General features: G+C 63.2%; 28 protein-coding genes and 1 pseudogene. 11 read left to right on the forward strand and 18 right to left on the reverse strand.

Going from position 1 to position 25,894, the window contains the following annotated elements; genetic code table 11:
- Positions 1–101 precede the first annotated feature (101 nt).
- Positions 102–1,073 (forward strand): LysR family transcriptional regulator, encoded by a 972-nt coding sequence (locus LB564_RS23585; RefSeq protein WP_224541375.1) that lies wholly within the window; start codon positions 102–104, stop codon positions 1,071–1,073.
- Here LB564_RS23585 and LB564_RS23590 read toward each other — a convergent pair.
- Positions 1,052–1,651: a YdeI/OmpD-associated family protein gene (locus LB564_RS23590; protein ID WP_224541669.1), complete on the reverse strand. Its 600-nt coding sequence runs from the start codon at positions 1,649–1,651 to the stop codon at positions 1,052–1,054. The two genes, LB564_RS23585 and LB564_RS23590, sit on opposite strands and share 22 nt — an antisense overlap.
- 187 nt (positions 1,652–1,838) lie before the next feature.
- Between LB564_RS23590 and LB564_RS23595 the strand changes: the two genes are divergently transcribed.
- The 3 genes from LB564_RS23595 to LB564_RS23605 all read left to right on the forward strand — a co-directional run bounded on the left by LB564_RS23595 (position 1,839) and on the right by LB564_RS23605 (position 3,739).
- Positions 1,839–2,183, forward strand: a complete 345-nt coding sequence (locus tag LB564_RS23595) for a VOC family protein (RefSeq protein ID WP_140708820.1) — start codon at positions 1,839–1,841, stop codon at positions 2,181–2,183.
- Positions 2,184–2,495: 312 nt separating this feature from the next.
- Positions 2,496–2,885, forward strand: a complete 390-nt coding sequence (locus tag LB564_RS23600; protein ID WP_181173795.1) for a PIN domain-containing protein — start codon at positions 2,496–2,498, stop codon at positions 2,883–2,885.
- A gap of 125 nt (positions 2,886–3,010) precedes the next feature.
- On the forward strand, positions 3,011–3,739 hold the full coding sequence (locus LB564_RS23605; RefSeq protein ID WP_224541377.1) for an SDR family oxidoreductase: 729 nt from the start codon (positions 3,011–3,013) through the stop codon (positions 3,737–3,739).
- Positions 3,740–3,756: 17 nt separating this feature from the next.
- Here LB564_RS23605 and LB564_RS23610 read toward each other — a convergent pair whose 3' ends face one another.
- Together LB564_RS23610 and LB564_RS23615 are read right to left on the reverse strand one after the other, a co-directional pair.
- Positions 3,757–4,725, reverse strand: coding sequence for a LysR family transcriptional regulator (locus LB564_RS23610; protein ID WP_140708826.1), 969 nt, complete (start codon positions 4,723–4,725; stop codon positions 3,757–3,759).
- A 23-nt stretch (positions 4,726–4,748) separates the two neighbouring features.
- Positions 4,749–5,654, reverse strand: a complete 906-nt coding sequence (locus LB564_RS23615; protein WP_224541379.1) for a S1C family serine protease — start codon at positions 5,652–5,654, stop codon at positions 4,749–4,751.
- Positions 5,655–5,882: 228 nt separating this feature from the next.
- Here LB564_RS23615 and yghU point away from each other — a divergent pair, with 228 nt between their 5' ends.
- Entirely contained in the window at positions 5,883–6,749 is an 867-nt protein-coding gene (yghU, locus tag LB564_RS23620; protein ID WP_224541381.1) for a glutathione-dependent disulfide-bond oxidoreductase, read from the forward strand.
- An 80-nt stretch (positions 6,750–6,829) separates the two neighbouring features.
- On the opposite strand, the gene LB564_RS23625 is transcribed toward yghU, so the two are convergent.
- Together LB564_RS23625 and LB564_RS23630 are read right to left on the reverse strand one after the other, a co-directional pair.
- Entirely contained in the window at positions 6,830–7,129 is a 300-nt protein-coding gene (locus tag LB564_RS23625; protein ID WP_140708831.1) for a DUF1236 domain-containing protein, read from the reverse strand.
- A 481-nt stretch (positions 7,130–7,610) separates the two neighbouring features.
- On the reverse strand, positions 7,611–7,856 hold the full coding sequence (locus LB564_RS23630; protein ID WP_224541382.1) for an exopolysaccharide production repressor protein: 246 nt from the start codon (positions 7,854–7,856) through the stop codon (positions 7,611–7,613).
- 212 nt (positions 7,857–8,068) lie between these two features.
- On the opposite strand from LB564_RS23630, the gene LB564_RS23635 reads away from it, so the two are divergent.
- The 3 genes from LB564_RS23635 to LB564_RS23645 all read left to right on the forward strand — a co-directional run bounded on the left by LB564_RS23635 (position 8,069) and on the right by LB564_RS23645 (position 10,061).
- A complete protein-coding gene (locus LB564_RS23635; protein ID WP_224541384.1) occupies positions 8,069–8,809 on the forward strand; it encodes a sulfotransferase family protein in 741 nt (246 codons plus the stop codon).
- Between the two features lie 677 nt (positions 8,810–9,486).
- On the forward strand, positions 9,487–9,579 hold the full coding sequence (locus tag LB564_RS23640; protein WP_224541386.1) for a putative RiPP precursor: 93 nt from the start codon (positions 9,487–9,489) through the stop codon (positions 9,577–9,579).
- A gap of 377 nt (positions 9,580–9,956) precedes the next feature.
- Positions 9,957–10,061: a putative RiPP precursor gene (locus LB564_RS23645; protein WP_224541388.1), complete on the forward strand. Its 105-nt coding sequence runs from the start codon at positions 9,957–9,959 to the stop codon at positions 10,059–10,061.
- Here the strand turns inward: LB564_RS23645 and LB564_RS23650 are convergent, their stop codons facing one another.
- The 6 genes from LB564_RS23650 to LB564_RS23675 form a co-directional block, all read right to left on the reverse strand.
- Complete coding sequence (locus tag LB564_RS23650) at positions 10,062–11,255, reverse strand: hypothetical protein (protein ID WP_224541390.1); 1,194 nt, start codon at positions 11,253–11,255, stop codon at positions 10,062–10,064.
- A gap of 149 nt (positions 11,256–11,404) precedes the next feature.
- The gene (locus tag LB564_RS23655) at positions 11,405–12,175 is read right to left on the reverse strand and encodes an exodeoxyribonuclease III (RefSeq protein WP_224541392.1); all 771 of its coding nucleotides are present in this window, start codon (positions 12,173–12,175) and stop codon (positions 11,405–11,407) included.
- 476 nt (positions 12,176–12,651) lie between these two features.
- Positions 12,652–13,311, reverse strand: a complete 660-nt coding sequence (locus tag LB564_RS23660; RefSeq protein WP_224541395.1) for an alpha/beta family hydrolase — start codon at positions 13,309–13,311, stop codon at positions 12,652–12,654.
- A complete protein-coding gene (locus LB564_RS23665; protein WP_224541397.1) occupies positions 13,301–13,663 on the reverse strand; it encodes a hypothetical protein in 363 nt (120 codons plus the stop codon). Before LB564_RS23665 ends, LB564_RS23660 begins: the two co-directional genes overlap by 11 nt.
- 53 nt (positions 13,664–13,716) lie before the next feature.
- Positions 13,717–14,880 carry a tetratricopeptide repeat protein gene (locus LB564_RS23670; protein ID WP_224541399.1) on the reverse strand — a complete coding sequence of 388 codons (1,164 nt, stop codon included), beginning with the start codon at positions 14,878–14,880 and terminating at the stop codon, positions 13,717–13,719.
- The gene (locus LB564_RS23675) at positions 14,877–15,785 is read right to left on the reverse strand and encodes a Ku protein (RefSeq protein ID WP_140708845.1); all 909 of its coding nucleotides are present in this window, start codon (positions 15,783–15,785) and stop codon (positions 14,877–14,879) included. The genes LB564_RS23670 and LB564_RS23675 overlap by 4 nt, the downstream gene beginning before the upstream one ends.
- A 384-nt stretch (positions 15,786–16,169) precedes the next feature.
- On the opposite strand from LB564_RS23675, the gene LB564_RS31535 reads away from it, so the two are divergent.
- The 3 genes and pseudogenes from LB564_RS31535 to LB564_RS31545 all read left to right on the forward strand — a co-directional run bounded on the left by LB564_RS31535 (position 16,170) and on the right by LB564_RS31545 (position 17,353).
- Positions 16,170–16,607 carry a hypothetical protein gene (locus LB564_RS31535; RefSeq protein ID WP_263491579.1) on the forward strand — a complete coding sequence of 146 codons (438 nt, stop codon included), beginning with the start codon at positions 16,170–16,172 and terminating at the stop codon, positions 16,605–16,607.
- Positions 16,568–16,783: pseudogene (locus LB564_RS31540) on the forward strand (Fic family protein); the annotation flags it as partial. The gene LB564_RS31535 and the pseudogene LB564_RS31540, both read left to right, overlap by 40 nt.
- Before the next feature lie 57 nt (positions 16,784–16,840).
- Positions 16,841–17,353, forward strand: coding sequence for a hypothetical protein (locus LB564_RS31545; RefSeq protein ID WP_263491591.1), 513 nt, complete (start codon positions 16,841–16,843; stop codon positions 17,351–17,353).
- Between the two features lie 21 nt (positions 17,354–17,374).
- Here the strand turns inward: LB564_RS31545 and ligD are convergent, their stop codons facing one another.
- The 7 genes from ligD to LB564_RS23720 all read right to left on the reverse strand — a co-directional run bounded on the left by ligD (position 17,375) and on the right by LB564_RS23720 (position 25,735).
- Positions 17,375–19,864 (reverse strand): DNA ligase D, encoded by a 2,490-nt coding sequence (gene ligD / locus LB564_RS23690; RefSeq protein ID WP_224541403.1) that lies wholly within the window; start codon positions 19,862–19,864, stop codon positions 17,375–17,377.
- A gap of 226 nt (positions 19,865–20,090) precedes the next feature.
- The gene (locus LB564_RS23695; protein ID WP_140709102.1) at positions 20,091–20,315 is read right to left on the reverse strand and encodes a hypothetical protein; all 225 of its coding nucleotides are present in this window, start codon (positions 20,313–20,315) and stop codon (positions 20,091–20,093) included.
- A 122-nt stretch (positions 20,316–20,437) separates the two neighbouring features.
- Positions 20,438–20,614 carry a Flp family type IVb pilin gene (locus LB564_RS23700; protein ID WP_140708849.1) on the reverse strand — a complete coding sequence of 59 codons (177 nt, stop codon included), beginning with the start codon at positions 20,612–20,614 and terminating at the stop codon, positions 20,438–20,440.
- Positions 20,615–20,767: 153 nt separating this feature from the next.
- On the reverse strand, positions 20,768–21,991 hold the full coding sequence (locus LB564_RS23705) for a GNAT family N-acetyltransferase (RefSeq protein WP_411910204.1): 1,224 nt from the start codon (positions 21,989–21,991) through the stop codon (positions 20,768–20,770).
- A 34-nt stretch (positions 21,992–22,025) separates the two neighbouring features.
- Entirely contained in the window at positions 22,026–23,246 is a 1,221-nt protein-coding gene (locus LB564_RS23710; RefSeq protein ID WP_140708853.1) for a GNAT family N-acetyltransferase, read from the reverse strand.
- 9 nt (positions 23,247–23,255) lie between these two features.
- A complete protein-coding gene (locus LB564_RS23715) occupies positions 23,256–24,557 on the reverse strand; it encodes a hypothetical protein (RefSeq protein WP_140708855.1) in 1,302 nt (433 codons plus the stop codon).
- Positions 24,554–25,735: a glycosyltransferase family 4 protein gene (locus LB564_RS23720; protein WP_224541409.1), complete on the reverse strand. Its 1,182-nt coding sequence runs from the start codon at positions 25,733–25,735 to the stop codon at positions 24,554–24,556. Before LB564_RS23720 ends, LB564_RS23715 begins: the two co-directional genes overlap by 4 nt.
- Positions 25,736–25,894 lie beyond the last annotated feature (159 nt).

A 25,894-nucleotide genomic window follows, 5' to 3' on the forward strand; every position in this document is an offset into this window, starting at 1 on the left:
ATATCCTTAAGGATAATAAATATCCGTAATATCTGGACAGTAAAGCGCTATCCGCCTAGGATGCGGACATAAGGCTTATGTCGAAAAGTATGAGGGCGAGGATGGACGTCGTATCGGCGTTGAGAACGTTCCTGCGGGTGGCGCAGACAAAATCCTTCTCAGCGGCCGCGCTCGACCTCGATCTGACGCAGCCGGCGGTATCGCGGCAGGTCTCCGCGCTGGAAGCGCATCTCAAGACGCGCGTTCTGCACCGCACGACGAGCGCGCTCGCCTTGACGGCGGAGGGTGAACAGATGTTGCCGATGGCGCTGCGCGTCCTCGAAGCGGTCGAGGCGCTCGGCCATGCCAGCGGCGCCGAAGCGGCAACCGTCTCTGGAAAAGTGCGGCTCAGCCTGCCCACGCCGCTCGGCTTGTTCATCGGCGACCGCCTCGCGGGGCTGCTGGAGAGCCATCCGGCGCTGGAAGTCGAGCTGATCTTTCGGGACGAGCCTTCAGACCTCATCGCCAATGCGATCGATCTCGAGGTGCGCCTCGGGCCAGCCGGTGACAGCAGCCTGATGTGCCGCCGGATCGGCTGGACGACAGCCTTTCTGGTGGCCTCGCCAGGCTATCTCAAGGGACGCGGCTCACCGCGAACGCCGCAAGACATCAAGGATCACTCCTGCATTTGCTACAGCCGTGCCGGCGACGGCCGGTCATGGTCGTTCTCGAGCGGAGCGGACGACGTTGTCCTGCGCATCGAGCCCCGTCTTGTCGCCAACAATTCGATGGCCGTTCATCGCGCGACACTGGCAGGAGCCGGGCTTGCGGTGCTCTCCCACATTCTGGTCGGGGCGGACATCGAAGCAGGCAGGCTGGTCAAGCTGATGCCGGATTATTCGCCGACGCGCCTGCCGATCAACGTCGTCTACCCATCCCGCCAGAATATACCGTTGCGTGTGACGACAGTCCTCGACTTTCTTGTCCAGGCCGTCCGCGGCGATATCTTCATGGCGTCGTCAGCACCCTTGCCGCCCGAGCCATCGACCCGCATTCCCGCGCCCGAAAGCCCCTACTTCTTCCCCTGCGGATAGATCGTCTCGCCGCGCTTCAGCATCGCCACGAAGGTCTCGATCTTCTTCTTGCGGCCAGCCTCGGTCTTCATGTTGTGGGTGCGGAAGGCAAGCGAGAAGCGGTTCTGCGCGCTGAGTTTTTCCAGCATCGCCTTCGCCGCCGGCTCGGCGTCGATCGCCGCCTGCAAATCGCTTGGGATTTCCATCTTCTTGCCGCTGCCATAGGCGCGCGCCCAGCGCCCGTCGGCCTTGGCCGCCTCGACCTGGGCCAGCCCATGCGCGGTCATGCGGCCCTCCTCGACGAGACGCGCGACATTGTCGACATTGATCTTGCTCCAGATGCTCTTCTTGCCGCGCGGCGTGTAGCGCTGGAGAAAACTGTTCTCGTCCAGCGCCTTGCGCACCGCGTCGATCCAGCCGAAGCACAGCACGACGTCGATCGCTTCCTTTGGCGTGATCGATTTCAGGCCCGACCCCACCTTGTGCACCTTGATCCACACCTCGGTTTCCGTGGCGTGGTGCTGGCCGAGCCAGGCGTAAAAACTGTCCGCGTCGGGGAATTCCCTGACCTTGTCGGGATCGACCTTGACCGGCGCCATCAGTGGGCCTGCCTGTTCGGTGCTGTAGTCGCTGGCGTCACTGTCATCTGCCTCCGGCCTCGTTTCAGGTCCCGGCATCATGGCATGGCCCACTGCCAATTTTCGTCAGCAGCGGAACCCCTGCCCTCGCCTGGAACGCACCAACCATCGCCGCGTTGCGACTGGAGTGCAATCCGTGGAGGTCCCGATGGCGATCCAAACCGTTTTCGCCCATGTCAGTTGCTCCGATCTCGAGCCCAGCATCGGCTGGTATGAAAAGCTCTTCGGCAAGCCGCCATTGCGCCGGCCGATGCCCGGCCTCGCCGAATGGCAGTTCACGGAAAGCGCGGAAGTGCAACTGTTCGAGGACAAGGAAAAAGCCGGCACCTCGACGCTGACGCTCGGCGTGCTGCCGCTGGCGCCCGAGCGGCGGAGACTGGTCGATGCAGGCCTCGACCCAGGCCCGATCGAGGAAGCCGACCATTTCTGGATCATGCGCATGCGTGATCCCGACGGGAATCTCGTGGTGCTTGCGAGTGCCAAGCGGGAATAGGGCGGAAAAGCGTGCAATCTTCTAAAGAAGCCCTCTCGTCCAGGCATTCAGAATTCGCTATATGTAGCGCATGGCCAAGACAAGCGCAGCATCATCAAGTCTAACAGTCCGCAACGCGAAGACGGGAAAGTCGGTGGTTGTCCGTGGCGCCGGATCGCTGAAAGGTAGCAAGTTCGCGATCAAGAAGAGCGTAGACCTGACGAAGCCTATCGCCGAGCAAGCCCTCAAGGGCGGTTCTCAAGTTTCGAAACACGCGGCCAAAGGCTGACCCGTGCCGGGCATTCTGCTCGACACACATGTTCTCTATTGGTGGTGAGCGAGACAGAACCGCTTTCGAACGATGCGCTGATAACCATCGGCGAAAACCAAGAGACCGGCACCCTTTATGTCTCGCCTATCACAGCGTGGGAGTTGGCAATCGCCGCGCGAAAGCCTGCCCATAAGAATCCGCCCGATCTTGGCGCCAATTCTCCTGCGCGCTGGTTTTCAGCAGCTGTCGAAGCCACAGCCGCGAAGATCATTCCAATCAAACAGCGGATAGCCATCGAAGCAGCCGCCGTGGTCACTGCGACGGCGCACAAAGACCCTGGTGACTGCTATCTTATCGCCACCGCTCGGGTGCGCAAGATTCCGATCATGACGCGAGACGGCGTGATGCGAGGGCTTGCCGCGCCGGACTATCTGCAAATCCTCGACTGCTGACCTCCCCCTGCCCCTCACCAATCCATCGGCATCTCCGATAGCACCATCGGTTTCTTCCGTTTCCGCTTTCCACACCGACCTGCCAATCCCCTGCCCGTGTCCATCCAGACAAAGGCAGAGCGGATATGAGCACTTCCAACCAAAAGATCCTGATCGTCGGCGGCGGCTCCGGCATGGGGCTGGCGTTGGCCAGACGCTGTGTCGAGGCCGGTGCGGACGTCACCATCGCCGGGCGCGGCGAGGACAGGCTGCGGCGGGCATGCGAGGCGCTGGGCAATCCCGCCGGCCTGGACGTGGCCGTCGTCGACATCACGCGGGAAGATCAGGTCGCCGCGTTGTTCGCAGGGATCGGCGGCCTCGATCACATCGTCAGCACCGCCGCCGACATCGAAGGCGCCTATAGGCTGCTGCCTGAACTCGACCTCAAGGCGGCGCAACGCGTGGTCGACGGCAAGCTCTTCGGCCCGTTGCTGCTCGCCAAGCATGGCGCGCCACGGCTGGCGGCGGCCGGCTCGATGAGCTTCGTCTCCGGCATTGCCGCCTATCGGCCGGCGGCGCGCGGCTCGGTCGTCGCCGCCGTCAATGCGGCGCTCGAAGGGCTGGTGCGGGCGCTGGCGATAGAGCTCGCGCCGATCCGCGTCAACGCCGTCTCGCCCGGCTGGGTCGACACCGAAATCTGGGCGCAGGTTGCCGGCGACAGGAAGGCCGAGACGCTGGCGGCGATGGCCGAGCGCCTGCCCGTCGGCAGGATCGGCCAGCCCGACGATATCGCCGACGCGATTTTGTTCCTGATCGGCAATGGTTTTACGACCGGAACGACGCTGCATGTGGAGGGCGGGCATCGCCTCGCCTAGGCAGAAGCGCCGCCCGCTCAGGAATTGTTTGGAAACAAGACCTTGGCGCGGTTCGCCGATTCAAGACCTGAATCGGCCCCCACCCGTTGGGGCGCCAGCGTTTCGCGCGCGGCGGCGAGAAATTGCCGGAGTGCCGGCGGTTGGACGCGCCGGCGCCGCCAGATCATCGTCAGTGGCGCCGTCCGCATCTCACCGGGCCATGTCAGTTCGGTGAGATCACCACGCGCCAGCGCGTCGCTGACGGCCAGACGTGGAACGAGGCCGAGCCCCGAGCCGGCCGCTACCAGCCGCGCGATGGCGCCAATGCTGCCGACTTCGGCGGCGAGTTCCGGCGCGCCGATGCCCGCTTCGGCAAAGGCGGTGTCGAACATGTGCCGGTAGATGCATCCAGGCTCCGTTGCCACGAAACGCCTTGCCGCAAGCGCGGCCAGGTCGCATGGAGCCAAGTTCTGCCCCGGCGCGGCGACAAGTACGAGCGGTTCGGCCGCTATCATGTGCCTGGCGAAGCGTTGATCGGCGCCGTCGTTCGAAACGTCGCGGCGATCGAAACAGAAGGCGACGTCGATGTCGCCATCCTCGAGCTGGCGCAGCAGCGCGCCGCTATCAGCCACTTTCAACCGCACGGCGATGTCGGGATGGCTCGCCTGGAACCCCGGCAGCCAGGGCGCCAGCCGGACCGAGGCGATCGTTTCCAGCGCGCCGATGGTCAGCGCGCCGCTGGTCTGCTCCGCTGCCGCCTGAACGGCGGCACGCGCCTCGCCATCGAGCCGCAGCAGTTCCTCGGCGATGGGCTTCAGCGCCAGCCCCGCCGGCGTCAGTTCCAGGCCTGACTTCAAGCGCGTGAACAACGCAGTCCCAAGTTCGGCCTCCAGCGACTGGATCTGGTCGCTGACGCTCGACTGGGCGAGGTGCACCGCCTCGGCGGCGCGCGTGACGTTGCGGCTCAGCGCCACCGCGAGGAAGGTCTTGAGCAGTCTTGGATGCATCGCCTGGCCGAAATCGCCCCGCCCTATTGCAGCTGCGGCTTCTTCAAAAAGCTGCCGCGGTCGGCGGACTTGACGCGCAGCCAGGTTTCGCGGCCGTCGCGCACCACCCGCATCGGGATCTCGGCCCCGGCCGAGCCGCTTTCCCACAGTTTGCGATAGAAATCGGCGAGCCCGTCGACCGCGCCGTCGCGCACCTCCGAAATGACGTCGCCTTCGCGCAGGCCGGCCTTGGCGGCGGGGCCGCCTTCGGTCACGCTCATCACCACCACCTTGCCGTCGCTTTCGGCCGACAGCGCGCCGAGCCACGGACGCGGCGGCTTGGCCACCTGGCCGCGCGTCAGCAAATCGTCGAGGATCGGCGGCAACAGGTCGATGGGCACCACCATGTTGATGTCGGCGACCTCGCCGGCGCGGCTCATCTGCAGGCGCAGCGAACCGATGCCGAGCAGCGCGCCCTCGGCGCTGAACAAGGGCGCACCGCCCCAGGACGGATGGGCCGGCGCGATGAAGATCGCTTCGTCGAGCAGATACTCCCAATAGCCGGCGAATTCCTGCTTGGTGACGATCTTGGCCTCGACCGCCCGGCCGATGCCGTCGGCAAGCACAACCGCGTCGCCGATCCTGGCCTTGCCGGCATCGCCGAGCGCCACGGCCGGCAGGCCGGTCGGCGCCAGCGCCTGGACGAGGCCGAAGCCCGATTCCTGGTCGTAAGCCAGCGCGTGCGCGGGGATGACGCGGCCGTCATGCGCGGTCAGCCAGACTTCCTCCGCCTCGGTGATGAGATAGCCGATGGTGAGCACCAGCCCGTCATCCCTGATGACGACGCCGCTGCCTTCCCTGAGCGTGCCCAGCGCCCCGGCCGTGAAGGCATCGTCGGGAACGGTCGCTCGCACGGCAACCACGGAGCGCGGATTGGGATTGATGGTCATGGTTTTGTCCTGCGATACGAATGCCCGGCGGCTTCCTCTATAGGTATGCCGCTGAGAGGAAGGCGCAAGGGGTGGCGCTTGCCTTCTCCCCTTGTGGGATAAGGAAGATCCGACGTCCGTGCTGACATCGACAATAGTTCAACGCAAGTTGAACTTCCCGCTCCCCCACCCTAGTTCTAGCGTATCTGCCTAACCCCATTCTTCCTCCCCGCCATCCCGAGGCCCCGCATGACCGATTACACCCCGCCGAAAGTATGGACCTGGAACAAGGCCAATGGTGGCACATTTGCCAGCATCAACCGCCCGATCGCCGGTCCGACGCATGATAAGGACCTGCCCGTCGGCAAGCACCCGTTGCAGCTTTATTCGCTGGCGACTCCGAACGGCGTCAAGGTGACGGTGATGCTGGAGGAACTGCTCGCGCTTGGCCACAAGGGCGCCGAATACGACGCGTGGCTGATCCGCATCAACGATGGCGACCAGTTCGGCAGCGGTTTTGTCGAGGTCAATCCCAATTCCAAGATCCCCGCGCTGATGGACCACAGCGGCGGCAGCCCGGTGCGCATCTTCGAATCCGGTTCGATCCTGGTCTATCTCGCCGAAAAATTCGGCGAATTCCTGCCCGTCGAACAGCCGGCCCGGGCGGAAGTGCTGTCCTGGCTGTTCTGGCAGATGGGCTCGGCCCCCTATCTCGGTGGCGGCTTCGGCCATTTCTACGCCTATGCGCCGGAAAAGTTCGAATATGCCATCGACCGCTTCTCGATGGAGGTGAAGCGCCAGATGGACGTGCTCGATCGCCGGCTGGCCGAAACCGACTATCTCGGCGGCAAGGATTATTCGATCGCCGACATGGCGGTCTGGCCCTGGTATGGCGGGCTGGCGCTCGGCCGGATGTACAATGATTCCGCCGATTTCCTGTCGGTGCAGGATTACAAGAACGTGCAGCGCTGGGCAAAGGCGATCGATGAACGCCCCGCGGTAAAGCGCGGCCGCATGGTCAATCGCGCCTTCGGCGAACCGGCCATGCAGTTGCACGAACGCCATGACGCCAGCGATTTCGATACGAAGACGCAGGACAAGCTGGCCGCCGAATAAATTCCACCCTGGTCGGGGTCAAAACAAAAGCCCATCACCGGTCCGACCGGTGATGGGCTTTTTGCTTCGCATGAGACGGATCAGTGAAGAACTTCAACGATCTGACGGGTGTCGGGGTCGACCAGCACGGTCTGATCGTTGATCACCGCGACGCGGTACTTGACGTTGGGAACTTCACGCAGTTCGACCTTGTCCGGTACCGACGAACCCAGCTTGAGCTCGACGCCCAACAGATTCACCGACGCCAGCGGCTCCTTCTTGACGTATTCGCGAACGACCGTCTCCTGTTCCGGCTGGACAACGATGGTGTCCGCCATGGCGGCACCCACGCCGCCCAACAGGACGATCGCAGCCGCAGCACTCGTAAGATAATGTTTCATAACAACCTCCATGATTGGATATTTCGCTCCGCCTCGGAAAAAACTCCCACGCAACTCGGAGGTTCCATTGCTGCTTGCGAAATAAGTATGGCGAGAAACCAGAAACATGCCACATTTTGTTACGCATGCATGCGAAGATACTCACTGACATGATTTTCATGTCAGCCAGAACTTCTTCCCGTTTTTCAGGAATAGCAAAAAGCATTAGCGCTTTGCAGCCAAGCAATGCAGCCTTCTTCTCGGATCATCCACTCCTTAGCAACAACTAACGTATAGCGAAGAGTGTCGTTCCAAATGCTCTACCGGCCTTCAAAAAAGCCCGCCCTGCCGGGAGCAGAGCGGGCTTCAATGGATCGGTGGAGGTGGCGCCTCACCGGTCGCGGCAGGAAAACGCACGCACCGCGGCTTCGTTCCACCATGCCGACGCGATTTGGCGGAAGGGGCGCAACGCTCGACATGCTGCTGGAGTACGAACTCTTCGCTAGAACCGGACGCCGTCCCGATGGAGCGGCGGCACCGGGTTGACTGCATCCGGGCTCATCGCGGCGTCTTGCGCGCGCCTGTAGATCAACCCCACGACGAGCACGAAGTAGCCGACCTGCAGCACGACCAGGACCACCACCGTCCACGCAAGCGCCACCCACAACGACCCGGTGGCAATATAGGTCCACACCGCGACAAGGATCGTGGTCGCCGACATCCCGACGAGAAATGGCCCAAAATACATCGACCTTCAAGATCGCCGAACCCGTTTCGGTCCGGCGACTCCCCTGCCCAAACACCACACCCGCGCACAGGCTTCCATTATTTTAGCAATTACGCAAGTATGGCGTCCGGCTAGGCGTCCATGTAGAAGTTTATTACGGGCGGCGCCGACAGGAGCAGTTTGATGCTCACGAACCGCGATTTGCGGGAAAAGAAGTCCGGGGGGGATTGAATATGACGCTCAAGCTTATCGGGGTCGGTTTCGGCCGCACCGGCACATGGTCGACCTTTGCCGCGTTGAACAAGCTCGGCCTGCCCTGCTACCACATGCAGGAAGTGATCATGAACAAGGCCAATAAGGGCCATCTCGATTTCTGGCGCAAGGTGGCCAACAGCCCGCCCGGCACCCAGCACGACTGGAACCACGTGTTCGCCAACTATACCGCCACCGTCGACAATCCAGGCTGCTGCGTCTGGAAGGAATTAATGGCTTCCTATCCCGATGCCAAGGTGCTGCTTACGCTCCACCCGCGCGGCGCCGAAGCCTGGTATGAAAGCACCATAGATACGATCTACTTCACCAAGAACGTCTGGCAGTTCAAGATCCTGGAATGGCTGACGCCGTTCGGCCGCAAGTTCGGCGACATGTCGAGCAAGCTGGTCTGGGGCCGCACGCTGGCCGGTGTCATGGGCGACCGTGACAAGGCGGTAGCCCGCTATAACGCCTATGTCGACGAAGTGAAGGCAGCCGTGCCGCCGGAAAAATTGCTGGTCTTCAAGGTCAGCGAAGGCTGGGGCCCGCTCTGCCATTTCCTCGACGTGGCGCAGCCGAACGAACCCTTCCCAAACCTGAACGACCGCGAAACGATCAAGAAGATCATCCGCGACATCATCAAGGGCTCCTACATCATGCTGGGGCTGACGGCGGCGGCCATCGCGGCGGCGATCGCGGCATTGTGGTGGTGGCTGGGGTAAGGGCAGCCGGGAACTCAAGCAGCGGCTTTCTCGCAATTTTGCGCTTGCCTTCCCTGCCGGGCGGTCACCGGCCCATGCCTATCCTGGCAGGCTTTTGCCCCTCTCAACCTTCAGGCGAGACGGGATCGTTACATATTGATTGGATAAAATAGCGGAACGTCCAATGGACATTGCCGGAACCGAAGAGGGCCTCTCGGACCTTTGCGCGCGTACCCCAAGACCTTGGTCCTACAAGGAAAACCGCACGGTTCGATCCGCGGCACTCAGGCCCGGTCGGTAAAGAGGCTCCAACACTTTTCCATGCCGAGCATCGCCATGCACACAACGCCCGCCTGGCGGTTGGCCGATCATGCCCGGCTAGAATGCCGGACCTCGCCACCCTTGCCTATTCCGCTTTCGCGGAAGTTTCGGCCGGCATGCGATGTGCGATGGTGCTCTTGCGGCGGTACGAGCCGCCCTGGCTGACGCGGGCGCCGAGCACACCCCAACAATGCGCCCCCCCGTCCGCGTCGGCCAGGCGCTCGGCGCGCAAAGCGCTGCCCACTCCATCGCCTTCGATCACCGGTCTCTGCTTGATCAGGCGGTTCCTCGACATGTTCCCAATTGCACAGTGCAACATTGACAGAGAACCAAGATGTGTCACGATGATGGCGGTATATAGGGGAGAGCTTTTGATCATGAAGAAGATTTATGAACGGCCCGTCCTGGTCAAGAAGGGCAATCTGAAGTCCATCGTGGCTACGGCCTCGCCGCCGGTGCGCCCGGAATAGGTCAGCAGGTCGGCGTCAGGGCACTCGGGACCATTTTCCAACAGCATTCTTCGAAGTGTGCAGGCGGTTTTATCGCTCCAGGCATTTGGGCGGCGCGTGAGCGCCTGGAAATCAGTGGTGCGTGAGCGCCGTGATCGATCCCGGCGCCTTCATCGCGACCACGATTGCAGGTTCGATCAAACGACGCCGCCGGAGCAATTCCAGGAAAAGTGTGAAACGGTTTTCCGTCCGGAATTGCGCCGAAACAGAGAGTCAAAGTACCAGTGTCCGATTTGTCACGGTCGCGATCGGTATGGCTTGAACTATCCCCGTCGAGACATTGACAGCAGGCAACGCTATGGCAAACTCCTAACGGGATATAGTGGAGAGACTGCATCATGAAGAAGCTTTATGAACGGCCCGCTCTGGTCAGGAAGGGCAATCTGAAATTGATCACGGCCGGGACCAACGGCACGGTGGTGATCTCAAAGTCGCCCAGCTAATCAGCCGGCCAGCACCAGGTCGTCCACGACTATTTGCCAGGTATGTTTCGTCGACAGACGGACGCGGGTGACTTCTCCAAGCATCGGCGCGTAGTGCAGCGGCGTGAGCGCCGACAGCACCACTTCATCGCTGGCGACCAACTGGTCGCCGAGCCAGCTTTCGATCAGCGCCGTTTCCCCTTCCGCCTTCAGCCACGCAACACTAAGCAGCACCGAGTGGAAGCCGAATGGCGTCTCGCGGCTGAACTCGGCCGGATAGCCGCTGCTTGTATAGGCGACGTGGTCGCCCGAGACATTGCCGTTGACATAGCCCTCGCTGTCCTTGGTGTGGTCCTTCGCCATGGCGTTCAGGTTGCGCCAGTCGAGCCCGGCATGGCCGCATGGGATCTTGCGGAAGCCACGCCCGGTGACGTCGTCGAAGCCGATCATGCGCGCCGCCGCCTCGTCGGCCAGGGCTCGGGGCGAAAGCTGCCCGAGATCGGTCGGGTAAGGCGACAGCGCCAGCCGGCGGTCGAGCCCGCCGCCGCTGATCACCACCATGTCGGCCTCGCCGGCAAGCTCGAAGCGAAAGGCCAAAGCCGGCGCCAGCGTGTGGCGCTCCAGCACCTGCCCGTTCGCCATCACCGACAGGGTCGCGCTGTTGGCCGCCGCCATCCTGCCGGCCAGGGTGCGCACCGGCGCCAGCCCGACCGGACGTGGCAGATCCCGCGACACCAGCCCGGCGGGTGAGCCGGGCGCCAGCTCGAACTCCATCGACTGCGTGTCGTTGGCGCTGGGCGAGCGCCAGCCCGGCGGCACCGAAACCGAGAACCGGTAGGCGCCGGGCAAGCGCAATGCGGCCTTCACCGCCGACGTCGACATGGCGAAATTGGCATAGCCGGCATTGTTCGTCCTCGATGACGCGACGAAGCCGCCCTGCCCGTCGAACAGCCGCACCATGATGCCGGCCATCGGCCGGTCGGCCACGCCGTAGCTGCCGTCGCGGTCGACATCGAAATAGACGAAGGATGAGTAGTTGACGGTGCCCGTGCTGCGGCTCCAGTCGGTGCGCACCGCATAGTCGTTGGCGGGGTTGGCCCGGCGCAACGCGCGGCGGCTGAGGTGCCGCCGCCGCAACAGCCAGATCACGGCAACGGCGGCGGCAATGATCGCCAGCGTCGCGACAAGAAGACCGACAAGAGCGAGATTACTCATGGCGGACCGGCTTCGCTGGCGGCCGCTCGCCACTTGTCAGAAATGCAATTCATCAAGCAGCCCCCTTGCCGATCCGATCCAGCTTAGCCCGACGGATGCCCCGCGCAAAAGGGTGGCACGCGGTTAATGCCCGGCAGGCGTGACATGCCTCACCCCAATTCCACCCAGACCGGCGCATGGTCGCTGGCGCCGTCCTGCCCGCGCACGTCGCGATCTATCCCCGCCCCCTTCAGCCGCCGCGCCAGCGTCTTCGACAGCAGAATGTGGTCGAGCCTCAATCCGGCGTCGCGCGGCCAGCGGTTCCGGCGGTAGTCCCAAAAGGTGTAGAGCGTCTCCTTCGGGTGTTTCCTGCGCAACGCATCGGTCCAGCCTTGTTCGAGCAGCGCGGCGAAGGCGGCGCGGCTTTGCGGCTGCACCAGCGCGTTGTCGTCATAGGAGCGTGTGGCGTAGATGTCGCGCGGCTCGGGCACGATGTTGTAGTCGCCGGCCAGCACGACCGGCAGGCCGGTGTCGAAGAGTTGTGCCGCATGCGCCTCCAGCCGCGCGTGCCAGGCGAGCTTGTACTGGAATTTCGGCCCCGGCTGCGGATTGCCGTTGGGCGCGTAGAGGCAGGCGATGACGACGCCGTTGACCGCCGCCTCGATATAGCGGCTCTGGCGGTCCTCGTCGTCGCCCGGCAAAGCATCGCGCGTCAGCACCGGTTCGGCCCCGCGCGCCAGGATCGCGACGCCATTCCAGGTCGGCTCGCCCTTCCACACCGCGCCATAGCCGGCATCGGCAAGTGCGGTGCGCGGAAACTGCGTGTCGCGCGCCTTCAATTCCTGCAGGCACACGACATCGGGCCTTGCGGCGGCGAGCCAGGCCAGCAGATTGTCCAGCCGGCTGTTGATGTTGTTGATGTTGAAGGTGGCGATCTTCATTGGGTATCTAGATGAAGCCGACGAGAGCCCTTCCAGAAAAGAATAACATCAGGGAAAATGAGAGTAGAAAAAAGAAGAACGATCGCATAGGCCACCGATTCAGCTACTCCAGATACCTTATCAAATATGAATAATATAGACGATATCGCAATAATATAAATCACGATAGAAAACCTTTTAAATCTGGCTATATCTCGATGATTCAACATAAACCAGAAATAATCAGCATACTCATTCGATTTGTCCATTACAACATATATATATATTAGTGACAAAATAAAAGATACATATTCTATGTACGATAAATATCCAGAATTCAAAAAAGACACAGCAGAAAGCGATATAGATATCAAAATAATCAACGCCACCGCAATAAAGGCAGCGGTCGTTTCAAGCCTTCTCTTACCATATATCAAATAGGGCAAAGTTACCTCTTCTAGATTATAGCCCTTGCGAAATCCACACGTTGGCTCGCTTTACGAGACTTTCATCGAACTGCAAACTCCGGCCCACCCCCTCACAGTTTCCGCCACGGTCTTCAAATGATCCGCCGTCGAAAACCCCGACACACTCTTGCGCGGTTTCAGATCGTGGTCGCCGTCCTCCAGCCAGATCACTTCGATCGCATCGGAAAGGCTATAACCGGCCACTTCGTCCGGCGCACCGAATTCGTCGCGCGTGCCCTGAAATATCAGCGTCGGCGTCTTCAGCCCCAACAGATGTTTGGTTCGCAGCTGCTCGGGCTTGCCTGGCGGATGGAAGGGATAGCCGAGGCACAGCAGGCTAACGATTTCGCCCCTGGCGAGCATTTCGTCGGCGACCATCGAGGCGACGCGCCCGCCCATCGACTTGCCGCCGATGATCAGCTTGCCCGTCACGCCCCTCGCCCGGAGATCGGCGATCGCCTTGATGTATTCCGGGTTCACCGTCTCTGCGCGCGGCGGCGGCTTGCGCTGGCCGTAGCGGCGGGCCGCCATGTAGTGGAACTCGAAGCGCGCCACCTGGAAGCCCGCGACGGCGAGCGCCTTGGCGGTGGCGGTCATCGAGGGAGAGTCCATGGAGGCGCCCGCGCCATGCGCGAGCAGGATGGTGACAGGGGCGGTGTCGTGGCCGTCGAAGAGGAAGCTAGTGGCCATCAGGTCGCTGGGTCCCAATGTAGTGATACGTAACTTTGGAGCCGTTGACTTCCTTGCGCCATTGCTCCGGATGGAACGTGATGTGTCCCGCCCCGGCCGCTAATGCTGCCACACAAAACATAACGAAAGGTCGAGCCAAACAGACGCGCTGTCTGTTTGACGCAAGGTATTCGGCGGGAGTTGGGCCGAGCTCTAAAAACGGTCGCCTCCTGCCACTGCGGATCTTTAGCCAATTGATGTTGCTATCCACCGAGAAGTCCCACCCAATGTTTCGATAGAACAGCAATTCCCGCATCTGGCCAATCGCCAAGAGTACAAACAACCCCGTAAGTCCGATAAACAGGAACGCCATTTGAAATCCCACCGGCAAACCGAAACTCCTCTCCGTTGCAAGAAAGGAACGCGTCACCCCGCCGACTTCGCCAGTTGCATATCCACGAATTGCACGCCCCTGGCCGCCACTCCAGCCCATTCGGACGCCGCGTCCAGTTCCAGATACCGCACCCAGAGCCGCCGCGCCTCCGGCAGATTGCCGGCGTCGAATTCCAGCCGCGCCAGGTTGAACACCGGATCGGCATAAGTCCTGTCCAGCGCGATCGCCTTCTGCAAATGCCTTCGCGCCGAGGCGTCGCGGCCCTGCTCGCTCATCAGCCCAGCGAGGTTGAACCAGGCTTCGACGAAGGCCGGGTCGAGCTTTATCGCCCGGGCGTAGTCATGCGCGGCTTCCGCCACGCGCCCGGCCCCGCGCAAACAGTTGGCGCGGTTGAAGGCGGCGATGGCGTCGGTCGGGTCGATCGCCAGGCAGCGCTGGTAGAGCTCGGCGGCGCCGTCATGGTCACCGCCCTCCTCCGCCGCTTCAGCTTCGGCGAAAAGGTCTTCCAGCGTGTCGTCGCCGATCGCGGCGGCGCCCAGATCGAACAGCAGTTGCCCGTCGAGTTCGCTCTGGCCACCTTCGAGATAGATCGCGTCGGGCCGGCCAAATGCCGAGCCGACATTGAGCGACTTGGCGGTGAGCGAGGCGACCGGACCGGAGCGGTGGACGGAGCGCGCGATCGCGCCCCATGTCGCGCCGCCGGCGATCAGCCCGGCATATTTGCGCGCCAGGATCAGGTCCCGGAAGGAATAGGGCTCGCCATCATGCTCGAAGGCATCGAACAGGCTGAGGCGGTCGAGATCGGCACCGGACAGCCTGGACTGGTCGATCAGCGACTGACGCGACAGCGAAGACGCCTCGGGCGCCTTGATCAGCCCGAGCAGGCGCAGGAAACCGTTCTCGCTCAAAACCACGCGCCCGGCGGCGCGCTCGGCGCCGAGCCGGCGTTCGATCTCGCTATCGCTGTTTTTGGTCAGCCCCGCCTTGGTCAGCCCAACCTTGGCCAGCCCCGCTTTGACCAACCCAGCCTTGGCCAGCAAGGTCCGTCCGACCACGACATGGGTGGTTCGCCTTGTGACGCCGCGCCTGAGCTGGCCGTGCTGGCGTTCCACCTCGCGCGCGGCGAGCCGGAGCGGAAACGCCGCCAGCGCGCCGATCGTGCCGAAGACGGCCCCCGCAACGGCCGGTGCCGTCATTTCTTGCTCTTGCCGACCGCCTTGAGCAGACTGGCCTTGAGCGGATTTTCAGGAGCAGCGCCGCCCGCGGCCGCCTTCTTGGCGGCGGGTTTGGCGGCCTCGTCCGCCTTGCTCTTCGACTTGGCCGGCGGCTTCGACTGCGACAGGCTGGCCTTCAGCGCATCCATCAAATTGATGACATTGCCGCGTTCCGGTGCCGCCGCGATGATCGGCTTGTGGCCCTTCAGCTTCTCGCGGATCATCGTCATCAGCGCGACCTCGTAGCGGTCCTCGTAATTCTTCGGATCGAAGGTGGTTTCCTTCTGCTTGATCAGCGCTTCGGCAAGCTGCAGCATTTCCGGGTCAGGCTTGCCGGCCGGAATGTTGCCGAAATATTCAGCGGTGCCGCGCACTTCGTTCGGGTTCCTCAACGTACACACGAACATGCCGTTCTCGCGCGCGCCGATCGTCACCACGCGCTCGCGGCTGGACAGCACCAGCCGCGCGATGGCGAGCTTGCCGGATTTGCGCATGGCCTCGCGCAGCACCGCGAAGGTCTCCTCCGCCATCGCCCCGTCCGGCGCCATGTAATAGGGCGCGTCCTGGTAGATGACGTCGACCTCGTCCTCGTCGACGAAGGCCTCGATGTTCATCGTGTGGTTGGATTCGATGCGCACCGCGTCGAGGTCAGTGTCATCGATGATGATGTACTGCTTGTCCTCGTACTCGTAGCCCTTGACCAGATCCGCGCGCTCGACAAGCCCCAATTCGGGATCGACCGGCTTCATATTGATGCGGTTATGGGTCTTCTTGTGCAGTTGATTGAACGAGATGCGTTCGCTGGCGCTGGTGGCGGGATATAGCCGCACCGGACAGCTGACGAGACTGAGCTTGAGATAACCCTTCCAACTTGCCCTGGGCGCCATGATGAACTCCTACGCGGCCACGCGCTGACATTTTAGCTCGGGCATGATCTCTGGACAAACGGAAACCGTTTGTCCGCGAAAACCGGTCCCGCTTTTCGGGATCATGCTCTCTGCAGCGCTTTTCGTCCGCAGGACGATCGACGCCGAGGAAATCCTACACCGACCCCGCACAATACCGGCAAATCCCTGATGAAACCTTCCGGCGGGTTTTGGGTCACGGGAAGAGAATAATTCAAATTGTCGGAACCGTCGATGGAGGTAGCGTGACGGTCACGGCGAACGCGGACCGATCGGCCAAGAGATCGGCCAATTTCTTTGGGGAAATCAAAAAGTATGTTTATGATTAGGCAGTTACGAGAACCAAAGATCGGCCAAGCCAAGCCCATGGAAGAAAGCGTGCAGCGGATAGAACCGGCCCGTCTCGAGGATGCATCGGAGGCGATCTCGGATGCCTTGGCGGAGCTTTCCGCCACATCCGCCATGTTGGGAAACAGCCTTCACCCCCGCACGGCGGCAAATCTCGCGGATCTCGTCCGCATCATGAACACCTACTACAGCAACCTGATAGAGGGCCACGACACGCGTCCGCGCGATATCGAGCGCGCGCTGGCGGGCCATTTCGACCAGGATGAGGCACGGCGTAACCTGCAACTCGAGGCCGCTGCCCATGTCAGGCTTCAGGCGGATGTCGACCGGATGGCGGCACAGGGACAATTGAACCGGCTTCCCGCGACTTCATCCTGTGGCTGCATCGCCAGTTCTACCTGGAGGCCGGGGAGCCCATGCTGCGCATCAAAGGCGCGGGGCGCGAATTTCTCATGACGCCTGGGGAATGGCGATCGAAACCTGAACAGGATGCCGCGGTTGGCCGGCACGAACCGCCTTCCAGTGCCCGCGTCCCGGATTTCATGCGCCATTTCGAAATGCGCTACCGTCTCGCAAATCTGGGCAAGGCAGGCCGCATACTCGCCATTCCCGCCGCGCATCACCGCTTCAACTTCATCCATCCATTTCCTGACGGCAATGGACGCGTCAGTCGCCTCATGAGCCATGCCATGGCGCATGAGGCCGGCATTGCCGCTCATGGGCTGTGGTCGATCTCGCGCGGATTGGCGCGAGGGCTGAAAAGTCGGCAAGACTACAAGACCATGATGGATCATGCCGACATGCCGCGTCAGGGTGACCTCGACGGCAGGGGCAATCTCTCGCAACGCGCGCTGGCGGATTTCACCCTGTGGTTCCTGCGCGTCTGCGTCGATCAGGTGACATTCATGTCCGGCCTATTTGATCTCACGACCCTAGCGAGGCGTCTTCGTGCCTATGTTGACCGCAGCGAGTTGAAGCCGGAGGCCGCTCGCTTGCTGGAGGAGGCACTGATGCGTGGCGAATTCGAGCGCGGCGACATCTCGCGCATCACAGGATTGCCGGAGCGAACGGCGCGACGGGTTTTCAACGAGGTGATTTCGCTTGGGTTGCTGGCATCCGAAACACCAAAGGGGCCCGTCTCCCTACGGTTCCCCGCTGACGCCTTGGATACGCTTTTTCCCAGGCTATTCCCGGAAACATGACCCGCAAGGTGCGAAGAAATTTCACGAAACCGCCGGCAAATCCCTGGCAAACTCATTAATCTCCGCCCATGGATCGCCGGACGTCTCCAGCAACCCCGGCAGCGACGCATAGTTCAGGTCCTGCGGCGCATCGATCGCCTCCAGGTCGCTCCAGCTCACCGGTGTCGAGGCCGGCAGGTTGGTGCGCGCGCGCAGTGAATAGGGCGCGGCGGAAGTGTGGCCGCGCGCGTTGCGATGATAGTCGATGAAGATGCGGCGCTTGCGGTTCTCCTTGCCCATGGTGGTGGTGAAAGTGTCGGGCGCGGTCGCCGCCAGATGCGTCGCGATGGCGCTGGTTGCCTGGTGCAGCTTCTTCCAGTTCTGCTTGCCCGTCACCGGCACGGTGATGTGGATGCCGCTGCCGCCGGACGTCTTGGCGAACGGCACCAGCCCCAGTCCCTCCAGCTCGCCCTTGATGTGGACGGCGGCCTCCACCACCTCGCGCCAGGAAATCCCCTCGCCCGGGTCGAGGTCGAGGACGATCTGGTCGGGCTTGTCGAGGCTCGTGCGGTGCGTGCCCCAGGTGTGGAATTCGACGACACCGAACTGCGCCAGCGCCAGATAGCCCTTGGCGCCCTCGACCGAGAGATAGGATTTGGCCTCGCCCTCGGAATTGATCGCCTGGAAGGTCACCACCGAAGGCGGCATGCCGGTGAAGGCGTGACGCTGGAAGAAGCAGTCCTTGGGCAGGCCGGTCGGGCAGCGCACCAGCGACACCGGGCGGCCAAGGAGGTGCGGCAGCATGAAGTCGCCGACCAGCGCGTAATAGACGGCGATGTCGAGCTTGGTCGGCCCGGTCTTGCCGAACAGCCGCCGTTCGGGATTGGTCACCCAGATGGTCGCCAGATCCGCCTCGGAGATCAGGCGCTTGCGCTTGGTCGACACCGGCGTCGACAGGCCGACATCCCTAAGACCGCGAAACACGCCATGGCGCAGCGCATTGTCCGCCGTGCGGTTGGCATAGTGGACGCGCGCCGAGAACAACGGTTTCACCCAGCGCATCTCGCGCATGATTTCGCGCGGCACGCCTTCCGGCGGGGTCGCGCCTGATGCGAGCGGCTGCAGCCGGGCCAGCAGATCGCCCGCGGTTCCGGCATCGAAGCCGGTGCCGACCTTGCCGCGATAGTGCAATTCGCCATCCACCCATTCGGCCATGCCGAGCGCGGCCAGCCCTTCCGCCGCGTCGGAGACAGTGTAGCCGGCGATGACGAAATCTTCGCTCTTTAGCGCCTTGGTCTTGGTCCAGCTCTTGGTCCGGCCGCTCTGGTAGATGGCGGTCGCCCGTTTTGAGACGACACCTTCCAGCCCCATATCCGAGGCTTGATCAAAAAGTCCCTGCCCCGAACCCTCGACATGGTCGGAAAACTGGATGGCGGAGTTGGCGCCGAGCCCGCCAAGCAATTCGGCCAACAGCGCCTTGCGCCGGATGAGTGGCACCTTCATCAGGTCCCAGCCGTCGAGATGCAAGAGGTCGAAAGCATAGAAATGCAGCTTGCTGCCGGCGCCCTCGGCAAGCGCGTCCTGCAGCAGCGCAAAGCGCGAAATGCCCTTGGCGTCGAGCACGACGATCTCGCCGTCGATGATCGCCTCGCGGCACGGCAATTTGGCGAACGCATGAGGCAGGTCGCCATAGCGCTTCGTCCAGTCGATGCCGCCACGGGTGATCAGCCGCACCTCTCCATCGGCGAGGTGTGCCATGGTGCGGTAGCCGTCGAATTTGATCTCATGCAGCCAGAGCTCGTTCGTGTTTTCGGCAAGGCCTTCGCCGCCCGGCGGCTTGGGCACCTGGCTTGCCAGTTGCGGCTCGATGCGGCTGAGCGCCGGCGCCTTGGCGGCACCCGGCAGCTCGCCAGGCTTCAGCGAACCAGGCTTTGGCGCGGACTTGGCGGCCGGTTTCGGCGGCGCCACCAGTTCCTCGATGCGCAATCCGGATTTGACGCTCTCCGGCCGCGCTTCGAGGATGTTCAGCACCGTGTCGGCGGCGAGGTCCCGCTCCTTGAACAGCAGCCAGTTTTTCTTCTCCGAATCCTCTCCCGGCTTGGGCTTCAGCCGGGTCAGCATCCAGCCGCCATTGAGCTTTTCGCCGGCCAGCCGGAACTTGAAGGCGCCGGTGCGCAGGCTCTTGTCGACATCGTCCATCGGCGCCCAGCTGCCGGTGTCCCAGACGATCATCGGCCCGCCGCCATATTCGCCTTCGGGAATGACGCCCTCGAAATCGATATATTCGAGCGGATGGTCCTCGGTCTCGACCGCCAGCCTCTTGTCGGCCGGATTGAGCGAGGGCCCGCGCGGCACCGCCCAGCTTTTCAGGACATCGCCGACCTGCAGGCGCAGATCGTAGTGGTCCGCGGTCGCGTGATGCTTGTGGACGACGAAGCGGTTGCCTTCATCGGTGATCAGCCCGCCGGCGGGTTCGGGCGTTTTGGAAAATTCGCGCTTGGCGCGATAGGTTTTGAGCTTGGTGGGCGGCATGTCAACAGCCGAGCCGGGCGGGAATCAACAACCGCCTCGTTCCTTCGCGCCCCCCTCTGCCCTGCCGGGCAAACCTCACGCCGGCCTTCGCGAATATTGGACTTTGAAGGAATAGCGCGGTAGGCGAAATTACCAATCTCTCCCCTAGAGGGGGAGATGTCCGGCAGGACAGAGGGGGGCGCCGTAGGGCGCTACGTTTGCACCACTCGCGATTTTTCACGTGGTCTCAATCGTCGATCGCGGGCGTCAGCTCCAGCTCGGCTGGGGTCAACCCCTGCTGCAACTGGCTCAAGCGGAATTCGTCGACCCAGTAGGCCTCGCCGTCGACCAGCACGCGCGCCTGGTAGGCGCCATCCGAAAAGCTTTGCGCGGTGATGTAGACCTTGTGGCGGTCGAGCGCCTTGCGCACCGCGGCGCGCTTGGCATTCTGGCCGGTGACGGGACTGAACATGACGCTGCCCTCGGTCGCTCTTACACGCAACATGGCCGTTTCCCTGGCCCGCGACTGTGCTTAAGGATGACGGAGACGCGCCGCCCTGTCAATTTCGCGGGCGGCGGCCCCTGGCCGATGGCTTACGAGCCGCTGGTGTTGAGCGTGTTGCCGATCTTCAAAAACTTGCTGTTGATCGCATTGCCTAGCGCGCCCGCGCCGACGATGATGGCTAGCGCGATAAGAGCGGCGATCAGGCCGTATTCGATCGCGGTGGCGCCGGAATCATCCCGGATGAACCGAGAAATTGTTGCTGACATGTCATGCCCCTGCTCTTGATCCCTCGCACAACCCTATAGGCACAGCAGGTTGCGGTTCGGTTAAATCTTCGCAGTGTTTTGAAGAGGTTCCGGGGCTGCCTTGAATCAGGATGAGAGCAATCGTGCCCGAATGCCAGGCAGGAAAGATAGCAGTCAGGTCTTCAATCGCCGCAGACGGCGCATCGCGCCTTGCATGGCCTTGTAAAGCCGAGGCTTGGAGCGCACGAACAGCTCGGTCTTGCAGCGCAGCCTGATATAGGCGGTCGAACCCCTGCCCTTCAGGGTCGTCGCCTCGCACAGTTCGGCCAGCACCGAGTTCGAGGCGCCGATATGTTGCTTGTATCCCTGTCCGCCGACCGAGAGGTCGAAATAGCCGAGCCCTTGCGCCCGTGCCCACATCATCAACTTGCCGATCATTGTCAGGCCCGGGGCGACGTTGGCCACCGCGTCCTGGTCGATGCCGAGCAGCAGGGCATGCAAGGTGCCTTTCATGACCAGCACGTACATGACAGCGAGATAGGCCTGGCCCACGCGCAGCCCGAACAGCCGCACCGAGCCGTCGGAAAGCCCCTGCAGGGCGGCGTTGCGGTAGAATTCCACGACCGGCGCCTGCGTCAAGAGGTCGAAGCGCCCGAGCTCGCGAAAGCGATTGAGCCTGAGGTCGAGCAGCCTGTCGAATTGCTCCTCGATCATGTCAGGCGTCTCGGCTTCGACCAGTGCGAGGCCGCCGTGCTCTTCGAAGCGGCGGCAGTGCTTGTTGAAATTCTTGGTGAAGGACGATTTGCAGATGCGTTTGAGAAGCGTCTCCGGCTCGCCATCCATGACCATACCCGAGGCGATCTGGATGGAGTCGCGCGCCGTCGAAAGCAGCGCCAGAGGATTGGCAACGCCGTGGATTTCCCGTGGAATCCCCGCGACATGGATGCGGTCGGCCGGCGGCAGCACGGCGCGGGCCGCCGCCCAGGCGGCGTCGGCGCTTTGCCTGGTCCAAGGCCTGGCATCGGCCAGTAGCGGCGCCGAATAATCGCACACGCCGCGGCTCAGCCATTCGATCACGGAGTGGCCAAGCGCCCGGCGCCGCATCAGCGGCATCAGCATGACCGGCGCGCCCGTGTCGGCGTCATTGACCTCGACGACCAGCAGCTCGGCGCTTTTGGGCATCAGCCGCCCGGCGATCCCTTCCACCCAGGCAAGGCCCTGGTGGCCGGTGCACAGGCCGGTCTCCTCGAGACGCTGCCAGAGCTGCCTTACGGTGTCGAAGCTGGTGTGCAGCCGCGCCGTATAGCGCGCCGTGGCGCCCATGCCTGCTCTGATTGGAGAAGTCGGTTGAGCCGGTGCATCCGCCGTCGCCGCCAACCGCACTGCCTGGCTTGCCAAATGCCTCTCCCATTCGTTCTGGGGCGCCCAGGCATCATCCACGCAAGCGCCGCAGACCCCGCATCGTTCCCTGGACCGCCTTGAGCAGCCTGGGTTTGGAGCGTATGAAGGCCTCGGCCCCCCTGCGCAACTCGATGGCGGTGCTGGCAAGACTGCCCCGCATCGTCAACCCATGGCAGAGTTCGACCAACACCGAACCCTTGGCGCCCATATGTTCCTTGTAGCTCTGGTTGCCGACCGACAGGTCGAAATAGCCAAAACCCCGTTCGCGCGCCCAGCCGATCAACCTGCCCATGATTGCAAGGCCCGGTGAGACGTTGGGCACGACGCTCTGATCCATTGCTATCAGCAGAGCGTGAACAGTCCCTTCATGAACCAGCAAATATTGGACCGAAATGAGAGCCTCGCCGACGAGCAGTCCAAACAGCCGCACCGAACCGTCCAGCAGGCCCTGAATGGCCGCGTTCCTGTAGAAATCGACGATCTTGTCCTGCGTCAGCAGGTCGAAGCGGCCAAGCTCGCGAAAGCGATCGAGGCGCATCCGCACCAGCTCGCCGAAGATGCGTTCAACCTCGGCCGGCGCGCGCGCCTCGACCAGTTCCACACCGCCAAGCCGCTCCAGGCGACGCCAATCCTTGCCGAATTCCTTGACGAAAGACGGCCTGCAAAGGCGCTTGAGGACCGTTTCCGGATCGCCGTCGATGGCGAGGCCGAAAGTGGTCTGGATCGAATCGCGCGTGGCCGGAAGCAAGGCCAGCGGATTGGCAACGCCCTGGATCTGTCGCGGAACCCCCTCGATGTGGACGCGGTCCACCGGCGGCAGCACCGAGCACAGCGCGGCCCACGCGGCCTGCGCGGATTGTTTCGTCCATGGAGTGTCATCGGCCAGCAGCGGTGCCGCATAGTCGCAGACGCCACAGCTCAACCATTCGACCACCCAATGGTGGAAAGCCTTGCGGCGCATCAGCGGCACCAGCATCCTGGTTTCGCCGGTCGCCGCGTCGCTCACCTCCACGAGCAGGAGTTGCGCGCCTTCCGGCAACAGCCGCGCGACGATCCCTTCCGCCCATGCGAAATTCTGGTGGCCGGTGCACACACCCTGCGCCTGCAGGCGCAGCCACAGCGGCCTGACCGCCTCGAGGCTGGTGTGCAGCTTCGCCGTATAGGCGTCGTTGGCGGCGACGGCGGCGGCGTGCGGAACCTGCCCGTCGGGCAGCTCGGTCACAGCGGCGATTTGTACGGCCTGGCCTGACACGTCCGTCTCCTATCGCTTTACCGCGGCGAACGAGACCGCCCGCCGCCAGGAGCCCAGGCGGCTGTCGCGCTGCTGGTCCGGATGTTCGATGTTCCACATGCGGTGATGCACGAAATACCATGATGCCGCGAGCACGAAGATCTCGGAGAGCGCGGAACCGAGCAGCGCCCATGGCGGGGGGGCGATTGCCAGGGAGATGGCGATCAAGGCCAGCCCGACGATGGCGCCGCCCAGGGTGATGAACGCGACGATGCGGAAGTCACCCATGATCTCCAGCACGATGCGGGGCATGATGTAGAGCATGATCGGAACGAAATTCGCGGTCACGAAAAGCCCGATGAAGCCTACCGACGCATCCTGGAGCGCCTGCGATTTTATCATCGGCAGGACGAACAGGATGGCGCATCCATAGACCACCGCGCCGAGCCCCATGACGACAGCCCACAGCTTCGCCTGGGCCCAGACACGACGGGTCTCGTTATTGCGCATCAGCTTGGCCAGTTCCGGCTGCGTCATGTTGACGAAGGCGAGGCTGATGATGCGCAGCGGCGCGAACAGCACGATCACCGCCGCCAGCGGCGCATAGGCTGCCGGCCCGGCAATGCCGGCAACCAGCAGCGCCAGGCATTGGCCCTGGATGTTGGTGGTGGTGGCGCTGAACGCCGACCAGCAGAGCTGGGCCCAGAGCCTTGCATAGCGCCGCCGCGTCGGCATGCGGAAGCTGATGCGCAGCGTGCGGCGCGCCAGCCGGACCAGGACGAAGATGCCGAACACATTGGCCGCGGCCAGCGCGTAGAACACGGTCTGCAGCATGTCCTTGGCCAGCCAGATCGCCAGGCCGCCCATGACGGTGCCGGCGATCGTGAAGGCGGCATCGCTGATGGAGACGATCACCTGCTGGCGGCGCGCGAAGAAGGCCGTGCGCATGTGGCTGCGCAGCGACCACGCGCCGACGAAGCAGCCGGCGGCGATCCCACTGGGATCACCCAGGAGACGCATCACCATCGTCGTGCCGAGCGCCATCACCAGCGCGACGACCAGCGCCGCCGTCCCGAAGGCCACGTCATAGGCATCGACGCCGGCGCTGTTGGTGCTCTTGCTCATCCATATCGAGGCGGGAACGGCGGTGAGCGACCTGATGTAGGACAGGCCGACGCCGCCCATCACCATGCCGATGGCGAAGAGGCCGTAGCCTTGCGCCGACAGCATGTGCAGCAGCGCGATGTTGAGGGCGAAGTGGAATCCGCTCTGCATCGCCTCGCCGCCGATCATCAGCACGAGGCGCCGCACCAGATGGCCGGGGAGTTTCACGAGCGTGTCTCCGCCTGGCGCACGGTTGCCGTCCGGCCCGGCCTGGCGATCGCCGCCTTGAGCTTGTCGGCGGCTATCGCGGCGATCGCCGCCGCAGCGACCGGCTCGCTGAACACCGCTTCGTAGCGCGCCCGCCCGGCGGCGACGAAGGAGCGCCAGGCCTCGGGCCGCAGGATGATTTCCTCGAGTTTGCCGGCAAGGGCCGCGGCATCGCCGGGCGGCACATGCCAGCCGGTTTCGCCGTCCGCGACCACCTCGACCAGCCCGCCGATCGCCGACACCAGCGGCGGCCGGCCATAGGCCATCGCCTCGATGGCGACGCGGCCGAGCGATTCGGGACGCCGTGACGGCACGGTGACGATGTCGGCCCAGCGATAATGTTCGGACGGATCGGAAATGAAGGGCAGCACGCTGACGCGTCCGGTAAGCCCCATGCTGGCGACCAGTTCGGCCAGCGCGCGCTCGCGCTCGACGCTTTCGAAGGCGCCGCCGACCAGCCGCACCTCGATCCGCGACTTCAGCTCAGCCGGCAGCGAGGCGACCGCCTCGAGAAGCACTTCCTGGCCCTTGATCCTGTTGATGCGGCCAAGCAGCAGCACCTTGAGCGGCCGCTTGCCGTCATAGGTCGTCGCTTCGACCGCCGCCGGGCCGGCAACCCCGTTATAGACCACATGGGAGCGCGCGGATTTGGGATCGCCGAACGCTGCGCGGGTGGCGCGCGAGTTGAAGATGAGATCGGCATGGCTCCAGTGCATCAGGCCGACGAGGATCCTGCGCATGGCGCCTTCGGGAATTTCGTGGATGTGCAGCACGGCCTTATCAGGCAGAAGGCGCGCGGCGATCGCGTAGTCGGCCACGATCGAGGTGTTGACATAGGTGAGGTCGCAATCCCTGAGCCGCCGCCAGGCCCGCAGCACCGCGACCGGCAGCCGCGCCATCTCGGTGGTGGCAAGGCGCGCGATGGCCTGGCGCCTCAGCACCCAGAGCGGCTCGAAGACGATGCGGGTCGCATGCGGTTCGAGGATTTGCACGATCGGTCCGCCGCGCGGCAGGACCACTTCGATGTCGGCCGACGGAAACGCGGCGCGCAGCGCCGCCACGCTCTCGGCGAAGCTGCGATCGGAACCGTAGAGCTCGTAGCCCTGATGGATGCAGGCAATCCGCATCTTCAAATGCATCTTTCTGTCAGGGTGGTGAGACGATTCCGCTGCCTGACGCTATCGGCGGCTGGAAACTTCAAGCAACACCCCTTTGGACTTCCCTCGTTGTCAGTGTGGTCGTGAAACGAATCTCGAACCCGGATCAACGGATGTTGATCTGGGATCACCACACCAATG

The organism is Mesorhizobium sp. ES1-6 (assembly GCF_020164775.1).
Classification (GTDB): Bacteria; Pseudomonadota; Alphaproteobacteria; order Rhizobiales; family Rhizobiaceae; genus Mesorhizobium.

Bases quoted from the DNA above. Each gene is read 5' to 3' on its own strand.
- LB564_RS23670 (WP_224541399.1), bottom strand. From the start codon at position 14,880: ATGACGGCACCGGCCGTTGCGGGGGCCGTCTTCGGCACGATCGGCGCG.
- LB564_RS23605 (WP_224541377.1), top strand. From the start codon at position 3,011: ATGAGCACTTCCAACCAAAAGATCCTGATCGTCGGCGGCGGCTCCGGC.
- LB564_RS23700 (WP_140708849.1), bottom strand. From the start codon at position 20,614: ATGTCAGCAACAATTTCTCGGTTCATCCGGGATGATTCCGGCGCCACC.
- LB564_RS23625 (WP_140708831.1), bottom strand. From the start codon at position 7,129: ATGAAACATTATCTTACGAGTGCTGCGGCTGCGATCGTCCTGTTGGGC.
- LB564_RS23595 (WP_140708820.1), top strand. From the start codon at position 1,839: ATGGCGATCCAAACCGTTTTCGCCCATGTCAGTTGCTCCGATCTCGAG.
- LB564_RS23650 (WP_224541390.1), bottom strand. From the start codon at position 11,255: ATGAGTAATCTCGCTCTTGTCGGTCTTCTTGTCGCGACGCTGGCGATC.
- LB564_RS23645 (WP_224541388.1), top strand. From the start codon at position 9,957: ATGAAGAAGCTTTATGAACGGCCCGCTCTGGTCAGGAAGGGCAATCTG.
- LB564_RS23665 (WP_224541397.1), bottom strand. From the start codon at position 13,663: ATGGCGTTCCTGTTTATCGGACTTACGGGGTTGTTTGTACTCTTGGCG.
- ligD (WP_224541403.1), bottom strand. From the start codon at position 19,864: ATGCCGCCCACCAAGCTCAAAACCTATCGCGCCAAGCGCGAATTTTCC.
- LB564_RS23635 (WP_224541384.1), top strand. From the start codon at position 8,069: ATGACGCTCAAGCTTATCGGGGTCGGTTTCGGCCGCACCGGCACATGG.
- LB564_RS31535 (WP_263491579.1), top strand. From the start codon at position 16,170: ATGGAAGAAAGCGTGCAGCGGATAGAACCGGCCCGTCTCGAGGATGCA.
- LB564_RS23630 (WP_224541382.1), bottom strand. From the start codon at position 7,856: ATGTATTTTGGGCCATTTCTCGTCGGGATGTCGGCGACCACGATCCTT.
- LB564_RS23695 (WP_140709102.1), bottom strand. From the start codon at position 20,315: ATGTTCAGTCCCGTCACCGGCCAGAATGCCAAGCGCGCCGCGGTGCGC.
- LB564_RS23610 (WP_140708826.1), bottom strand. From the start codon at position 4,725: ATGCATCCAAGACTGCTCAAGACCTTCCTCGCGGTGGCGCTGAGCCGC.
- yghU (WP_224541381.1), top strand. From the start codon at position 5,883: ATGACCGATTACACCCCGCCGAAAGTATGGACCTGGAACAAGGCCAAT.
- LB564_RS23585 (WP_224541375.1), top strand. From the start codon at position 102: ATGGACGTCGTATCGGCGTTGAGAACGTTCCTGCGGGTGGCGCAGACA.
- LB564_RS23675 (WP_140708845.1), bottom strand. From the start codon at position 15,785: ATGGCGCCCAGGGCAAGTTGGAAGGGTTATCTCAAGCTCAGTCTCGTC.
- LB564_RS31545 (WP_263491591.1), top strand. From the start codon at position 16,841: ATGGCGCATGAGGCCGGCATTGCCGCTCATGGGCTGTGGTCGATCTCG.
- LB564_RS23590 (WP_224541669.1), bottom strand. From the start codon at position 1,651: ATGGCGCCGGTCAAGGTCGATCCCGACAAGGTCAGGGAATTCCCCGAC.
- LB564_RS23615 (WP_224541379.1), bottom strand. From the start codon at position 5,654: ATGACCATCAATCCCAATCCGCGCTCCGTGGTTGCCGTGCGAGCGACC.
- LB564_RS23660 (WP_224541395.1), bottom strand. From the start codon at position 13,311: ATGGCCACTAGCTTCCTCTTCGACGGCCACGACACCGCCCCTGTCACC.
- LB564_RS23655 (WP_224541392.1), bottom strand. From the start codon at position 12,175: ATGAAGATCGCCACCTTCAACATCAACAACATCAACAGCCGGCTGGAC.
- LB564_RS23640 (WP_224541386.1), top strand. From the start codon at position 9,487: ATGAAGAAGATTTATGAACGGCCCGTCCTGGTCAAGAAGGGCAATCTG.
- LB564_RS23720 (WP_224541409.1), bottom strand. From the start codon at position 25,735: ATGCATTTGAAGATGCGGATTGCCTGCATCCATCAGGGCTACGAGCTC.